The organism is Actinoplanes sp. NPDC051405 (genome assembly GCF_055586185.1).
Genome location: NZ_JBVJIR010000025.1, coordinates 100,385 through 115,740, shown reverse-complemented (window position 1 = coordinate 115,740; position 15,356 = coordinate 100,385). Strand labels below are relative to the sequence as shown.

7 protein-coding genes are annotated in these 15,356 nt (G+C 73.3%); 2 read left to right on the top strand and 5 right to left on the bottom strand.

The window, feature by feature from the left end:
• Positions 1 to 122: 122 nt before the first annotated feature.
• The 4 genes from ACZ6S4_RS39865 to ACZ6S4_RS39850 all read right to left on the bottom strand — a co-directional run bounded on the left by ACZ6S4_RS39865 (position 123) and on the right by ACZ6S4_RS39850 (position 10,799).
• Complete coding sequence (locus ACZ6S4_RS39865) at positions 123 to 2,645, bottom strand: DNA gyrase/topoisomerase IV subunit A (RefSeq protein WP_465479872.1); 2,523 nt, start codon at positions 2,643 to 2,645, stop codon at positions 123 to 125.
• A gap of 16 nt (positions 2,646 to 2,661) precedes the next feature.
• Entirely contained in the window at positions 2,662 to 4,716 is a 2,055-nt protein-coding gene (locus tag ACZ6S4_RS39860; protein WP_465479871.1) for a DNA gyrase/topoisomerase IV subunit B, read from the bottom strand.
• 107 nt (positions 4,717 to 4,823) lie between these two features.
• Entirely contained in the window at positions 4,824 to 10,094 is a 5,271-nt protein-coding gene (locus tag ACZ6S4_RS39855) for a diguanylate cyclase (RefSeq protein ID WP_465479870.1), read from the bottom strand.
• 69 nt (positions 10,095 to 10,163) lie between these two features.
• Positions 10,164 to 10,799 (bottom strand): adenylate/guanylate cyclase domain-containing protein, encoded by a 636-nt coding sequence (locus tag ACZ6S4_RS39850; protein ID WP_465479869.1) that lies wholly within the window; start codon positions 10,797 to 10,799, stop codon positions 10,164 to 10,166.
• Positions 10,800 to 10,969: 170 nt separating this feature from the next.
• On the opposite strand from ACZ6S4_RS39850, the gene ACZ6S4_RS39845 reads away from it, so the two are divergent.
• Together ACZ6S4_RS39845 and ACZ6S4_RS39840 are read left to right on the top strand one after the other, a co-directional pair.
• Positions 10,970 to 13,822: a helix-turn-helix transcriptional regulator gene (locus ACZ6S4_RS39845; RefSeq protein ID WP_465479868.1), complete on the top strand. Its 2,853-nt coding sequence runs from the start codon at positions 10,970 to 10,972 to the stop codon at positions 13,820 to 13,822.
• A gap of 175 nt (positions 13,823 to 13,997) precedes the next feature.
• Positions 13,998 to 14,768, top strand: a complete 771-nt coding sequence (locus ACZ6S4_RS39840) for a DUF5995 family protein (protein ID WP_465479875.1) — start codon at positions 13,998 to 14,000, stop codon at positions 14,766 to 14,768.
• Positions 14,769 to 14,840: 72 nt separating this feature from the next.
• Here the strand turns inward: ACZ6S4_RS39840 and ACZ6S4_RS39835 are convergent, their stop codons facing one another.
• Positions 14,841 to 15,353 (bottom strand): hypothetical protein, encoded by a 513-nt coding sequence (locus ACZ6S4_RS39835; RefSeq protein ID WP_465479867.1) that lies wholly within the window; start codon positions 15,351 to 15,353, stop codon positions 14,841 to 14,843.
• Positions 15,354 to 15,356 lie beyond the last annotated feature (3 nt).

Below are 15,356 nucleotides of genomic sequence, written 5' to 3'. Positions count from 1 at the left end.
AAGAGGAGGGGAGGAGCCAGAGCTCCGGTGTTGTCCCTCCCCCCCCCCCCCCCCCCCCCCCCCCCCCCCCCCCCCCCCCCCCCCCCCCCCCCCCCCCCCCAACCGTCCACCAGCAAGAAAATTCAGCCCCGCTCGATAAGATGCCCAACAATCTGAGGCCCCATAAGCACAGCCTCCCCAGACCCATCCCGCCGATTGTCAACGGCAGGAAGCTCAACAGGATCCCCGGTACCGCTGGCGCCAACCGGCCGAGGCCCGACCCAGGCAACCACCAGAGCGGTCTCCCCCTTGAGGAACCGCTGAACCCGAACCCCGCCGGTAGCCCGCCCCTTGGCCGGATACAACCCGAACGGCGTGACCTTCACCTGAGTGCCGGTCGACGTGACCACCATCGGCTCCCCATGCTGCGGATCCGTCGTGTTCACCACGTTGAACGAAACGGCCTCGGCCCCTGACGTCAGGTTCATCCCGGCCATGCCGCCGCCCTTCAAACCCTGCGGCCGCACCAGCTTGGCCGGGAAGCGCAGCAGCGACGCGTCCGAGGACACGAACGCCAGCGACTCGGCCCCGTCGGTCAGCCAGGTCGCCCCCAGCACCTCGTCGCCGTCCTTGAGGGTGATGACCTCGAACTCGTCCGAGCGGACCGGCCATTCCGGCGCGCAGACCTTGACCACGCCCTGCCGGGTGCCCATGGCCAGGCCCGGTGAGCCGGTCGCGCCGAGCGGAGCCAGTCCGACGACCTTCTCCCCCGGCTCCAACGGGATCAGCTCCGAGGCCGACATGCCGCCGCGCACCGAAACCGTGCCGGACTGCTCGGGCAGGACCGGCAGGGGCAGCACGTCCACCTTGAACGCCCGCCCGGTGCTCGTCACGAGCAGCACGCGGCCACGGGCGGTGGAGTGCACAACCGAGCGGACCGCGTCGTGCTTGACCCGTCCGCTGCGCCGCCGTCCCTCGGTCGCCTCTTCGCTTTCCGCCGCCGTGCGGGCGATCAGCCCGGTCGCGGAGAGGATCACCTGGCAGGGGTCGTCGGCCACCTCGAGCGGACCGGCCGGCACGGACGCCGCCAGCACCTCCTTGAGGTCGCCGTCGATCAGTGTGGTGCGCCGGGCGCCGCCGAACTCCGAGGCCACCTCGGCCAGCTCGTCCGAGACGACCTGCTTGAGGACGTCGTCGTTGTCCAGGATCCGGCTGAGCTCCGCGATCTCGCCGCGCAGGCGTTCCTGCTCGGTCTCCAGCTCGATGCGGTCGAAGCGGGTGAGCCGGCGCAGCGGGGTGTCCAGGATGTACGTCGCCTGGACGTCGCTGAGCCCGAACTCGCTCATCAGGCCCGCCTTGGCCGCCGCGGCGTCGTCGCTGCCGCGGATGATGGCGACCACCCGGTCGATGTCGATGAGGGCGATGAGCAGGCCGTCGACCAGGTGCAGGCGGTCCTGGCGCTTGGTGCGCCGGTGGGTGGTCCGCCGGGTGACCACCTCGTAGCGGTGGGCCAGGAACACCTCGAGCAGCGCCTTGAGGCCCAGCGTCCGCGGCTGGCCGTCGACCAGCACCAGGTTGTTGATGCCGAACGACGACTCCAGCGGGGTCAGCCGGTAGAGGTCGGCCAGCAGGGCCTGCGGGTTGACGCCGACCTTGCACTCGATGACCAGCCGGATGCCGTGCTCGCGGTCGGTGAGGTCCTTGACGTCGGCGATGCCCTGCAGCCGGGCCGGTTGGCGCTGGCCCTTGCGCGGGCCCGAGGTGATGAGCTTGCCCTTCACCTCGTCGGTGATCGCCTCGATGATCTTCTCGGTGCCGACGCCGTACGGGAGCTGGACGACGGTGATCGCCTGGCGGCCGCGACCGCCCTCCAGCGGGCCGGTCTGCGCGCGGGCCCGCATCCGCACCACGCCACGGCCGGTCTCGTACGCCCGGCGGACCTCGTCGAGGCCGAGCAGCTGCCCGCCGGTGGGCAGGTCGGGGCCGGGCACGAAGCGCATGAGCGTGTCGAGGTCGGCCTCGGGGTCGGTGATCAGGTGGCGGGCCGCCGTGACGACCTCGCCCAGGTTGTGCGGGATCATGTTGGTCGCCATGCCGACGGCGATCCCGGACGTGCCGTTGACCAGAAGGTTGGGGAAGGCCGCGGGCAGCACCTTGGGCTCGAGCTCGGAGCCGTCGTAGTTGGGCTTGAAATCGACCGTGCCCTCGCCGAGCTCGCCGACCAGCAGCATCGCCTCGCGCGACATCCGGGCCTCGGTGTATCGCGAGGCGGCCGGGCCGTCGTCGGGCGAGCCGAAGTTGCCGTGCCCGTCGATCAGCGGCGCGTTGAGCGAGAAGTCCTGGGCCAGGCGCACCATCGCGTCGTAGATCGCCAGGTCACCGTGGGGGTGGTAGCGGCCCATCACGTCACCGACGACGCGGGCGGACTTGACGTAGGCCCGGTCGGGGCGGTGGCCCTGCTCCTGCATCGACCACAGGATGCGGCGGTGCACCGGCTTGAGGCCGTCGCGGGCGTCCGGCAGGGCGCGCGAGTGGATGACCGAGTAGGCGTACTCCAGGTAGGAGTCCTCGACCTCGGTGGTGAGCGGGTTGTCGATGACCCGGGCGCCGGCCTGGTCGAAGGCCGACAGGTCCACCCGGGACTGCTCGTTCTTGCGGCGTGCCATGTCTGGTAAGCCTTTCTCAGGCGTCGATCGTTTCCTGGTCGATGCGGCCGGCGGCCTCGATCAGCCAGTTCTTGCGCGGCTCGACCCGCTCACCCATCAGCAGCTCCAGCGTCGCCTCGGCCCGCTCGGCGTCGTCGAGGGTGATCCGCCGGACCGTCCTGGTGGCCGGGTTCATCGTGGTGTCCCACAGCTCGTCGGCGTCCATCTCGCCGAGGCCCTTGAACCGGCTCACCGGCGCGACCGACTTGCCGGCGCGCTCCAGCCGGGTGAGCGCGGCCTCCATCTCCTGCTGGGTGTACGTGAAGATGGTCTCGGCGTTGCGGCCCTTGGTGGTGATCTTGTGCAGGGGCGGCATCGCGGCGAAGAGCCGGCCGTCCTCGATCACCGGGCGCATGTACTTGGCGAAGAGGGTGATCAGCAGGGTGCGGATGTGCGAGCCGTCGACGTCCGCGTCCGCCATGATCATGACGCGGCCGTAGCGCATCGTGCTCATGTCGAAGGTACGGCCCGAGCCGGCGCCCAGCACCTGCACGATGGCCGAGCACTCCACGTTGTCCAGGACCTGCTGCAGGCTGGCCTTCTGCACGTTGAGGATCTTGCCGCGGATGGGCAGCAGGGCCTGGTATTCGGAGCTGCGGGCCATCCGGGCGGTGCCGAGCGCGCTGTCACCCTCGACGATGTAGAGCTCGCTGCGGCCGATGCCGGTGGAGCGGCAGTCGACCAGCTTGGGCGGCATGGACGCGCCCTCGAGCGCGGTCTTGCGGCGGGCCGCGTCCTTCTGCTGCTTCTGGGTCAGGCGGACCCGGGCGGCGTCGACGACCTTCTGCAGGACCGTGCGGGCCTCGCTCTTGGTGCGCCGGTCGTCGATCCAGCTCTTGAGGTGCTGCTCGACCAGGGTCTGCAGCACCCGGGTGATGCCGGCGGTGGAGAGCTCGTCCTTGGTCTGCGAGGTGAACTGCGGCTCGGGCACCCGCACGTGGATCACCGCGGTCATGCCCTCCAGCAGGTCGTCCAGGACCGGCACGTCCTCCTTCGGCTTGAGCAGGCCGCGGGCGTTGCGGATGGCGTCGCTCAGAGCCCGGACCAGGGCCCGTTCGAAGCCCTTGCGGTGGGTGCCGCCGTGCACGTTGCGGATGGTGTTGGTGAAGCACTCCACCGTGCGGTCGTAGCCGGTGCCCCAGCGGAACGCGACCTCGACCTGGGCCTTGCGCTCGACGTTGGACTGCATGACGCCGTTGGCGTCGGCGGCGTTCTCCTTGTAGGTGCCTTCGCCGGCGACCATCAGGATCCCCGAGACGGGCTTGTCGCCGGCCGGGGTGAGGAACTCCACCATGTCGGTCAGCCCGTGCGGATAGTGGAACTTCTCCTCGGCCGGCTCCTCGCCCGTGTGGTCACGCAGCACGTACGCCACGCCGGGGACCAGGAACGCCGTGTTGCGCAGCTTGGCCCGCACCACGTCGACGTCGAGCCGGGCGCCGGTCTCGAAATACCGCGCGTCGTACCAGTAGCGGATCGAGGTGCCGGTGCGCTCGCCGCGCTTCATCTTGCGCACCACGCGCAGGCCGCTCTGCGACTGGAAAGGGGCGTCCGGGCCGGGGCCGGCGAACACGCCGGGCACGCCACGCTGGAAGGACAACTCGTGCACCTTGCCGTCGCGCCGGACGGTCACGTCGAAGCGCAGGGACAGCGCGTTGACCGCGGAGGCGCCGACGCCGTGCAGGCCGCCGGAGGTCTTGTAGCCCGAGCCGCCGAACTTGCCGCCGGCGTGCAGCCGGGTGAGCACCAGCTCGACGCCGTTGAGGCCGGACTTGGCGTTGATGTCGGTCGGGATGCCCCGGCCGTCGTCGTCGACCTGCACCGAGCCGTCGGCGTGCAGGGTCACCTCGACGTGCTCGGCGTGCCCGCCGACGCCCTCGTCGGTGGCGTTGTCGAGGATCTCGTTGGCGAGGTGGTTGACGCCCCGGCTGTCGGTGGAACCGATGTACATACCCGGCCGCTTGCGGACCGCATCGAGTCCTTCGAGGTGCGTGAGGTCATCAGCCCCGTAGAGGATCTCTGGTTGCGCAGTCACGAGGTATTACTCCCGGCAGTGGCAGCTGTGAACGACGCGGCGAGCCTACCGGGCACCTCCGACGACTTTCGTGAGGCCGACCGTGAGCTGGTCGCCATAACACACGACTAAAGGGGCAAATGCTCCGGGTCGTGAGCCACAACACGATTCCGGCCGGCCTGTTTGGCCGCGTAGAGGCCGGCGTCGGCCCGGCCGAGCAGGGTGTCCGGGGTCGGGTCGCTGGGGCGCAGCCGGGCCAGGCCGACGCTGATGGTCACCGGGATGGGCCCGGAGCGCGTGTCGACCGGCGTGCCGGCCACCGCGGCCCGCAGCTCCTCGGCGAGCTCGGCCCCGGCCGAGTCGATGCCGGGCAGCAGCACCGCGAACTCCTCACCGCCGTACCGGGCGACCAGGCCGTCCGCCGGCAGGCCGCCGAGCAGGCGCTGGACCACACCCTTGATCACGTCGTCACCGACCTGGTGGCCGTGCGCGTCGTTGATCCGCTTGAAGTGGTCGATGTCGACCATGAGGGCGGTGACCGGCCCGTCCACCGCCCGGGCGGCGGCCAGCGAGCGCTCGGCGAGCTCGAAGAACCGCCGCCGGTTCGCGACGCCGGTCAGGCTGTCGGTCGTGGCCAGCTCGTTCACCCGGCTGAACAGCCGGGCGTTGTCGAAGGCGACCATGCCCTGGCCCACCAGCGCCGCCGCCAGCCCGAGGTCGGCCGCCGCGTACGCGCCCGGCCGGTCCGACGCCAGCACCAGCACGCCCACCGCGCCGTTGCGGTCGTCGAGGGTGACGGTGAGCCAGCTCTGCCCGGTCGAGTCGTCGAAGGCGCCGGCCCAGGGCGGCGTACCGTTGATCATGTCGGCCTGCCGGTTGTCCAGCAGGGCCCGCAGGTCCGGGTGCTCGGCCAGGGCGAGCTGCACCGGGGCCGGCCCGCCGAGCACGGTGATCTCCTCCGAGTCGGAGGTGCCGAGCAGCAGCCAGCCGCGGTTCGCGCCGGGCGTCTGCCGGGCGGTGAGCAGCAGCCGGCGCAGCACCAGCTGCGGGTCCAGGGTGCCGGTGAGCCGGGCCATCGCGCGGCGCAGCGTCTCGGCGAGGTCGCGCTGGCGGTTGGCGGCGGCCACCGCGACCTCCAGCTGGGCGGCCCGGGCGGTCTCCAGGCCGACTGCGATGTGGTGGGTGATGGCGGTCAGCACGTCGGCGTCGTCCACGGTGAAGACGCCCTTGGCGACCCGGCTGTCCAGGTAGACCACGCCGAGCAGGCGGTCGTCGAGCTCCAGCGGGGCGACCAGGATGCTGCGCAGGCCGTACTGGACCACGCTCTGCGCGCCCAGCGCCTCGCCCTGCTCGGTGCCGGTGACCACGAGGGGCTCGCGGCTGTGCCGGACCTTGTCGACGACGGTGGCGCTGTAGCCGGTCAGCTCGGCGACGTCGCGGCCGCTCGAGTCGCGGCCCACGAACGGGGCGAGCACCTGGGTCTCGGCGTCCATCAGGAACAGGATGGCGCGTTCGGCACCGAGCAGGCGGGTGGTCTCGTCCAGCGCGACGCGGGTCAGCCGGTCCGGGTCGATGACCCGGCTGGCGGCGAGACTGAGCTGCTCCAGGGCCGCCCAGCGCTGGCCGGCCCGGCCGCGGGCGGCCACCACCGGTACGCGGTTGCGGCGCCCGGCGTCGAGCCGGAACTCGGCGGCCACCCGGCGGGCCCGGTGCGGCCAGCCCCGGTCCTCGGCGATCCCGGCGGCCATCCGCGCCTGCCGGTCGGCCTCCCCGGTGCTGCCGATGGCGGCGAGCGCGCGGGCGCGTACCAGGGCAGCCTCGAAAGCCGGCAGCGGCGCGTCGACCTGGCGCAGCAGGGGCTCGGCCTTGGTCAGCAGGTCCAGCGCGGCCACGCTGCGCGCCGGGTCCAGGGCGAGCAGCGCCGCGCGGGCGACCCGGTGGTGCGCGGCCACGACGGGCCGGCGGGTGACCCGGCCGAGAGCGGAGACAGCCGCCGCGGCGACGGCGACCGCGGTGTCACGGTGGGCCGGCGCGGCCCGGCGGGCCTGCTCCAGCCGGCCGTATGCCAGGTAGACGTAGTAGCAGTGCTGGGCCGGCAGCACGTCGAGCGGGCGCAGCCCGAGGCTCTCGAAGTCCGCGACGGCGTCGTCGAAGGCGCCTTCGAGGTCGTCGCGCTCGATGGCGGACAGCATCCGGGCGATGATCGTGTCGACGACCTCGTGGATCTCCTTGGGTCCGTCCCCGGCGCGGGCGAGCGTGGTGATCGCCTCGCCGGCCCGGCCCCGCATGGCCAGCAGCCCGGCGTCGACGGCGACCACGGCACTGCGGTCGGCGTTGCCGCCGGCCTCGAGCCAGCGCTGGCGGCCCGGGCGGGCGGCCTCGGCCTCGGTGATCTCGCCGCGCAGCAGCCAGTCCCAGCCGAGGACGGCGTAACAGTCCAGGATCAGCCCGACGTCGAGGAAGCGGTCGCGTTCGGCCAGCACCTGGCGCACCCGCTCGCCGGAGTCGGCGCCGCTGCCGTGCACCGCGATGGCGGTCATCCAGTCGATGCGGGCGAGCAGGGTGGGGTCGCCGAACTCGTGGGCCTGCCGGACGGCGGCCGCGGTGATCCGGTCGGAGGTGCGCTGCAGTCCCAGCATCCGCAGGGCGAGGGTGAGGCCGACGAGGTCACGGGCCCGTTCCGGGGACCGGCCGAGCCGGCTCGTCGGGTGGATGAACCGCAGGCCGTAGAGCAGTGACCGCAGCGGGCGCAGGGTCCGCACGCTGCCGGAGCCGCCGTAGTGGTAGAGCGTCGTCTGGAGCCGCAGCCGCTCGCGGTAGGCGCCCTTGGCGGTGCCGTAGCCGAGCCGGGTGACGCCGATCAGGCAGCCCACGAAGAACAGCCACAGGCCGGTGAGAGCGGCCAGGACCGGGTTGCGCGGCAGCGGGCGGCCCAGCTCGGCCAGGCCCTGCTCGACCGCTCGGACCTGCGCCGCGCCGCCCCAGTTGCTCTCGTGCACGCGGGCCAGGTGCAGGTGCAGGTGGGCCCGCGCGATCCGGTCGGTGGTCCCCTCCAGGGCGGTGGTCAGGGCGGCGATCGCCTCGTCGAAGCGGCCGTTCTGGTGGTACGCGATCCCGAGCAGCTGGTGGAACTCGCTGCCCACGGTCAGCTCGCCGGTCTCGGCGGCCTCGGCGGCGTACTCCAGGAAGGTCAGCGCCGTGTCGGGGGCGTGCTCGGCCAGCGCCCGGGCTCCGGCGGCCTGTCCGGCGCGCAGCATCCGGGCCGGTTCGTAGGAGGGGTCGCCGAGCGCGCAGTGCCGGGCGAGGGCGTACACGTCTGAGCCCTCGCGGTCCAGCACGTCGGCGATGCGCTGGTGCAGCCGGCGTACCTCGTCGTCGGGCAGGCCGTCGATCAGCGCGAGGCGGATGCTGTCGTGCACGAACCGCACCGTGCCCTCGCGGTGCTCGACGAGGCCACGGCGGGCGGCGTCGGACAGGACGTCGAGGACCCGGCGGCGGCCGACACCGGCCACCTCGGCGACCAGGCCGGGGGCGAAGGTGGCGCCGATGACGCCGGCGAGCTGCAACAGCCGGCGGTTCTCCGGGGCCAGGGTGCCCATCCGGCGCAGCAGCAGCTGGGCGGAGTCGGCCGGCAGGGCCAGCTCCTGCACGCCGGCGGTGTCGACCCGCCAGACGCCCCAGTCGGGGGTCAGCAGGCCGGCGTCGATGACCGCCCGGGCATAGCCGAGGGTCGCGAACGGGTTCCCGCCGGTCAGCAGGGCGATCGCGGTGGCACCACGCTCGTCGATCCGGACCCCGCCGGACAGGGAGCTGATCAGGTCGCCGACCGCCGCGGCACTCAGCGGCGCCAGCGTGATGTCGGTGTCGGGGCCGGGCTGGAGGCGGTTCAGGACCATGGCGGCCGCGGGCGCGCCCTCGTCGTCGTTGCGGGCGGTGGCCACCACGAGCAGCGGCACCCCGGTGAGCCCGGCGGCGAGCTGCTCGAGCACCCGGACCGTGCCGTCGTCGAACCACTGCACGTCGTCGAGGTGCAGCAGCACCGGGCCGGTCGTCCGGGCCAGGCCGGTGAGCAGGTCGGCGACGGCGGCCGAGTGCCGCTCCAGGCCGATCTCGGCGGCCACGCCGGGCACGCCGAGCGCGTCGGCCAGTGCCGGCGACAGGCTGGTCACCAGGCCGGCACCCTGCCCGGCGGCGGAGCGCAACAGCTTGCCGGCGGCGACCGCGCCATCGGGGCGGCGCCGCAGAGCCCGGACGTACGCGTCCACAGCCGCTCGCAGCGGCGCCATCGGCCGGCGGTCACTGGGTGAGGCCGTACCCCGCAGCACGGTGCCCCCGGCCGCCACGACCAGCTCGCCCAGCTCGGCAGCCAGCCGGGTCTTGCCGCTGCCGGTGCTCCCGTGCAGCACAGCGATGCCACCACGGCCCGCCGCGGCGGCACTCCAGCGCTCCCGCAGGGTGCTGAACTCGGCGTCGCGACCGGTCAGCGGGGCGGTGGCGAGGGTGACCGGGCCGTCCTGCTCCCCGAGCGGGAACATCGCGGCCGGGTCGTCCCCGAGCCGCCGCAGGTCCGCCAGCAGGCCCGCGGCGCTCTGATAACGGTCGTCGGGGTCCTTGGCGAGCAGCCGGACGATGATCGCGGCGAAGGCGGCGCCCAGGCCCGGAGCCAGGGCCCGGGGATCCGGTACGGGCGCCGTGGCGTGCAGGTGCAGCAGCTCGCCGACGTCCCCCGCGGCGAACGGCGGCGCCCCGGTGACGCACTCGAAGAGCACCGCACCCAGGGCGTACAGGTCGGAGCGGCCGTCGACGGGCCGGTTGAGCATGCCGCTCTGCTCGGGCGGGCTGTAGAGCAGCGTGCCGGCGACCGGCTCCTCGGTGATCCCGGCGCCGGCCGAGACGCGGGTGGCCAGCCCGAAGTCGACCAGCCCGGCGCCGCCGTCCGGGCCGACGACGATGTTGTCCGGCTTGACGTCGCGGTGCACCAGGTCGTGGGCGTGCGCCGCCACCAGCGCGCCGGCGATGTCGGTGCCGATCCGGACGGCCACGGCCTCGCGGACCGGGCCCCGGGCCAGGCGGGCGGTCAGTGGCTCGCCCGGGAGCAGATCCATGATCACGTACGGGCGGCCGCCGGCCGTACCGGCCTTGTGCACGCGGGGCAGGCCCGGGCTGTCGACAGCGGCCAGCAGCGCGCACTGGCGGCGGAACTCGCGTACGCCCTCGTTGCTCGCGGCGATGGTGTCGCGCAGGAGTCTGAGGGCGTACTCCCGGCCGCGCAGGCGTACCCGGTGCACGACCGCCTGGGTGCCCCGGCCCAGCTCGCCCAGCACTTCGAGCCCGGCGGCATCGCCGGGCTCGAGCTGCAGCAGGGCCGGCTCAGCCGGCGGAGAAGGCGTGGCACCCACGTTGCCTTTATCGGCCCAGGTCGCCCCCGCTGAAGGATTGGCCCCCGGCGGATCTGCCGGCCGGGCCGGTCAGCCGCAGGTCTGCAGGACCTGTCCGGCCGTCACCACCTGCGGGTACAGCGCCCGCGACAGCTCCACCGGCGCCGACTTGCCGGCCACCGAGACCGGCGGCATCTCCTGGTAGACCACCGCGTGGTCGGTCACCGCCCGGGTGGCCGCGCAGACCACCACCGTGTCGTGCGGCGCGTACGCCTGCAACCGCGCCGCCGTGCTGACCACGCTGCCGCTGACCATCCCGTACCCGCCGTCGCGGGTCTGGTCCAGGTCGACGATGGCGTCGCCGGTGGCCAGCCCGACCCGGGTCCGGACCGGGAACCGGCCGGCCAGGAGACGCCCCCGCAGCGCCTCCTGGATCGCCAGGCCGGCCCGGACCGCTCCCACGGCCGCGCAGCGGGTGTCCTCCGGCGTGCCGGGCACCGGCCCGCCCGCCCCGAAGATCGCCATGACCGCGTCCCCGATGAACTTCTCGACCACCCCGCCCGCCGCCCGGACCTCGGCCGACACGGTGGCGAAGTAGTCCATCTGCAGATCCCGGACGTCCGCGCAGTCCAGCTCGTCGACGATGGCGGTGAAACCCACGATGTCGACGAACAGCACGGTCACTGTCTGTCGCCGGCACCGGATGCCGGCAGTGATTCTGTTCATGCCCCACGCCCCTTCGCCGCATTGGCGAGACAAACGGTGCCAGCCGGCAGGGGTACAGCGGATCCGCAGAATGACGTATCTGTGACAGCGGGCCCAGCGTCGAATTTGTGACGCAGAACAGTCCGAACCGACGAGAACGTGCTACCCGGATCGGCACTAGGCTGCCACGCATGGCCAGCGAGGGGGACGACGCGCCTATTGTCGGACGTACCGGCACTTTGACCACGGTTCGCACGGATCTGCTGGACGCCGGTCCCAGCGGCACCGCGGCAGTGTTCGTCACCGGCGAGAGCGGCGTGGGCAAGAGCCGCCTGCTGCGCGAGACGGCGGATGCGCTGCGTGACGCGGGTGTCGCTGTGCTGTCCGGCACCTGCCTGGACATCGGCGACGCCTCGCCCCTGCACCCGGTCCTGCAGGCGCTGCGCCGCGCCGGGGTGCACGCCGATACCGCCCCGGTGGACGCCGCCGCCAACCAGGACGGCGCGGGCGTGCTCCTCGAACGGGTCTCCCAGCAGCTGCGTTCCCTGGCCCAGGGCCGGCGGCTGCTGCTGGTGCTCGACGACCTGCAGTGGGCCGACCGCAGCACCCGGCAGCTGCTGCTCTACCTGCTCGCGGGCCTCGGCGAGATCAACCTGTCGGTGCTGGCGGCGGTCCGGGCCGAGTCGCTGCACGGCTCCCATCCGCTACGGCGGGTGCTGGCCGAGCTGCGCCGGTTGCGGTCCGTACGCGTGCTCGACCTGGCCCCGCTCGACCAGGAGTCGACCGGTGAGCTGGTCGCCGCGATCGCCGGCGCCGACGTGGCCCCGGAGGACGCCGACCGGGTCTACAAGCGCAGCGGCGGCAACCCCTTCGTGGTCGAGGAGCTCTCCCGGGACCTGCGGGACGGCCGGGTCGAGCTGTCCGACACGCTGCGCGAGATCTTCCTGTCCCGGGTCGACGAGCTGCCCCCGCACGCCCACGACGTGGTGCACGCCGTCGCCGCCGGGGTCGAGCCGGTCGAGCACGCCCTGCTGGCCCGGGTCCTGCCGCTGCCGGAGACGGAGCTGATCGAGGCGATCCGGGCCGCGGTCGCGCACCGCTTCGTGACCAGCGCGGCCGACGGCTACCGGCTGCGGCACCAGGTCGTCGCCGAGGTCCTCGAGCACGAGGTGCTGCCGGCCGAGCACGCCGCCCGGCACCGCCGCTACGCCGAGGCGCTGGAGGCTGTTCCCGGCGCCGTCGACCACGCCCGGCTGGCGCATCACTGGCGGCAGGCCGGCGAGCCCGCCCGGGCCATGCCCTCGGTCGTCGCCGCGGCCCGGGCCGCCGAGCAGCTCTACGGCTTCGCCGAGGCGCACCGCTACTGGAGCATGGCGCTGGAGCTGGGCTGCGACGAAGCCCCCGAGCGCACCGAGCTGCTCGCGCACGCCGCCGAGTCGGCGCACCGCTGCGGCGAGCACCAGCGGGCCCTGACCCGGCTCGAGGAGCTGGCCGCCCGCCCGGACGGCCCGGGGGCCTGCGAGATCCACCTGCGCCGGGCCCGCTACCTGGCCGCGGCGGGCCGCTCGGCGACGGCCGAGATCGAGTACGAGCGGGCGCTGGCGTTCGCCGAGTGCACCCCCTCGGAGAAGGCCAGCGCGGCCGCGCACCTCGCCGAGCTGCTGGTCCACCTGGGCCGCTACGCCGACGCCGGGGTCCGCGCGCGGGATGCGCTGGAGCTGGCCGAGAAGGCCGACGGCTCGACCGCCGACCTGGTCCGGGCCAGCGCGGCGCTCGGCTTCAGCCTGGCCTTCCGGGAGGACCCGGACGCGGGGCTGGCGGTGATCCGCCAGGCGGTGGAGATCGCCGAGCGCTCGGGGCACCCGGACGACATCGGCTGCGCCTATCTGCACCTCGCCGAGCTGCTCACCGGCCCGCTGAACAGCGTCGAGGAGGGCGTGCTGGTGGCCCGCCGCGGCGCGGAGAAGCTGGCCGCGATCGGGCTCGGCCGCACCTACCAGACCCGGCTGCTGGCCATCGCCGCCAACGGGCTGTTCCGGATCGGCGACTGGGCCGAGATGGAGAAGGTGCTCGACACCGCGATGCGGCACCGCCCGTCCGGCGCCGACGCGGTCGAGCTGCTGCTGTCGCGCTGCCGGCTGTGGGTCGGCGTCGGCGACGTGGAGCAGGCCGACCGCGACCTGGAGGCGGTGGCGACCATCCTCGCCGGTGGCGGGGCCCGGCACGTGCTGCCGATGCTCACGCTGCGGGCCGGGCTGGCCATGTGGCAGGGCCGGCACGCGGAGGCGCGGGCCGCCGTGCAGCGCGGCCTGACCGAGACCCGCTCCGACGATCTGGTGCTGCTGGGCGTGCTGGCCTGGCACGGGCTGCGCGCCGAGGCGGAGGCGCAGGCCGGCGGCAAGGTGCCGGTGGACCCGGGCGCGGTGCGCCGGCTGCAGACCGTGGTCGAGCGGATGACCAAGGGCGCGGGCAACGCGGCCCCGCCGGTACGCGCCGTGGTCGACGGCTACCTGGACCTGTGCGCGGCCGAGCAGAGCCGGATCGACGAGCGCAACGACCCGGAGCTGTGGGCCCGGGCGGCGACGGCGTGGGACAGGCGCAAGCAGCCGTACCCGGCGGCGTATTCGCGGCTGCGGCAGGCCGAGGCCACTTTCGCGCGCCGGCCTGGCCGGTCCAACCGCGGGCGGGCGGCGGCCACGATGGCGCTGCGCGAGGCGTACGCGACCGCCCGGGCCATGGGCGCCAACCCGTTCGCGGCCGAGATCACCGCGGTGGCCACCCGGGCCCGGGTGGCGCTGACCGGTGACGAGGAGACGGTCCCGATCCCGCCGCCGAGCCGCGACTCCGGCGACGAGCTGGACGTGCTGACCGAGCGCGAGCGGGAGGTCCTGGCGGCGGTCGCCGAGGGGCTGACCAACCGGGAGATCGGTCAGGCCCTGTTCATCAGTGAGCGGACCGTCGGCGTGCACGTCGGGCACATCTTCGACAAGCTCCAGGTGCGCACCCGGGTGCAGGCCAGCCGGGTGTTCCTCCGGGCGGCGTGACCTTTTCGTTATCTACGTACGCGGAATACGTCGTTCTACCGATCCCCGCGCCCGCCCCCGATGAAAGGCTGACTCTCGTTCGGGGGAGCACCGCCCGGCCGGCCGGTCCGACCAGGCCGCCGGGCGGTGCTGGAGGGCCTCCGCGAGGGAGTTCCGTGTGTGGAGGACCGCGATGATCACCGATTCCGTCTGGGGGCCTGTCCGCCAGGACATGGCCGACGTGCTGGCCGGGCACCCCGATGACGTACCCGCGGTGGTCGACCAGCTCACGAAGCTCCAGGACGTGCTGGAGCGGGTGCCGCCGTTGCTGGTCAGCAACCCGCTCGCCGACTTCAACAAGCTCTATCTGACCATCACGACCAGCGTGCTCGAGCGCCTGTACGCGGGCCGGTTCGCCGACCCGGCGTTCCTGTCCCGCCTGGACGTGGAGTTCGCCGCCCGCTACTTCGACGCCCTGCGCCAGTGGTCGGACGCCAGCGCCGGCTGCCCGCGGGCCTGGTCCGTGCTGTTCCACCGGATCCCCGGCCCGGACGCGCGCCCGCTGCCGTCGGCGGCCGCCGGGGTCAACGCGCACATCAACTTCGACCTGCCGTTCGCCCTGGTCACCACCTTCGACCACCTCGGCTCCGACCCGGTCGACGACAGCGACCAGCACCACGACTACCTGCAGATCAACGACATCTTCGCCGAGTCCATCCCCGGGCTGCGCCGCGGCTTCCTGGAGAAGTGGCAGCTGATCATCGACATGATGAACGGCGACCTGGACGACTGGTGGCAGGGCGAGCTGATCGAGTACACCCGCAACGTGGCCTGGCGCAACTCGCAGAAGCTCTGGTGCGTGCGCCATGACCTGCAGGCCCTCGGCCGCGAGCGGACGCGCCTGGACGGCACCGCCGAGGCTTTCGGCAAGCTGCTGATGTCGCCGATGGGCGCCATCCTGCAGTGACCTGATCTTTCTTCCGGGGGGCGGGGTGCAGGGCCCGTGCTTGTCCAAGAGCACGGGCCCTGAACCTCCGGGCTACTTGATCACGACGAGCCGGGCGACGTTCTTGCCGCCGTCCTTGGCGCCGGCCAGGCCGATCTCCGCGCCGCTCTTGATCGCGCCGGTCTCGACCTTCTTCTTGTCCTGCACGACCCGCAGCTTGTCGCCGTAGGTCCAGGTCTGCGCGAAGCCGTCGGCCGACTTGACGCTCACCGTCGTGGCGTCCACCGCGGTGACCGTGCCGCGCTGCACGACGACGGTCTTGACGCCGTCCTTGCCCTGCACCGTCATCTCGCCGTGCAGGGTGTTCTTCCGGAGGAATTTACGGGCTCCGGGGTGCTTGCCCGCCTTGTCCGGCTTGGCCGCGGCGGAGGCCGACGGTGCCGGGTCCGCCTCCAGGCCGACGGCCGCGAGCGCGAAGGTCTCGTCCGCGACGTCCGCCGCGGGCGCCGCCGGGGCGCCGGCCGGGCCCGCGCCGCAGCCGCTCAGCCCGAGCAGACCGGCGAGGCTCACAGTGGTCAGGGTCAGCGCGATACGGGTTCGTGTCATGCG

Excerpts from the sequence above, each read along its gene's own strand:
- ACZ6S4_RS39865 (WP_465479872.1), bottom strand. The coding sequence starts at position 2,645 with ATGGCACGCCGCAAGAACGAGCAGTCCCGGGTGGACCTGTCGGCCTTC.
- ACZ6S4_RS39850 (WP_465479869.1), bottom strand. The coding sequence starts at position 10,799 with ATGAACAGAATCACTGCCGGCATCCGGTGCCGGCGACAGACAGTGACC.
- ACZ6S4_RS39845 (WP_465479868.1), top strand. The coding sequence starts at position 10,970 with ATGGCCAGCGAGGGGGACGACGCGCCTATTGTCGGACGTACCGGCACT.
- ACZ6S4_RS39835 (WP_465479867.1), bottom strand. The coding sequence starts at position 15,353 with ATGACACGAACCCGTATCGCGCTGACCCTGACCACTGTGAGCCTCGCC.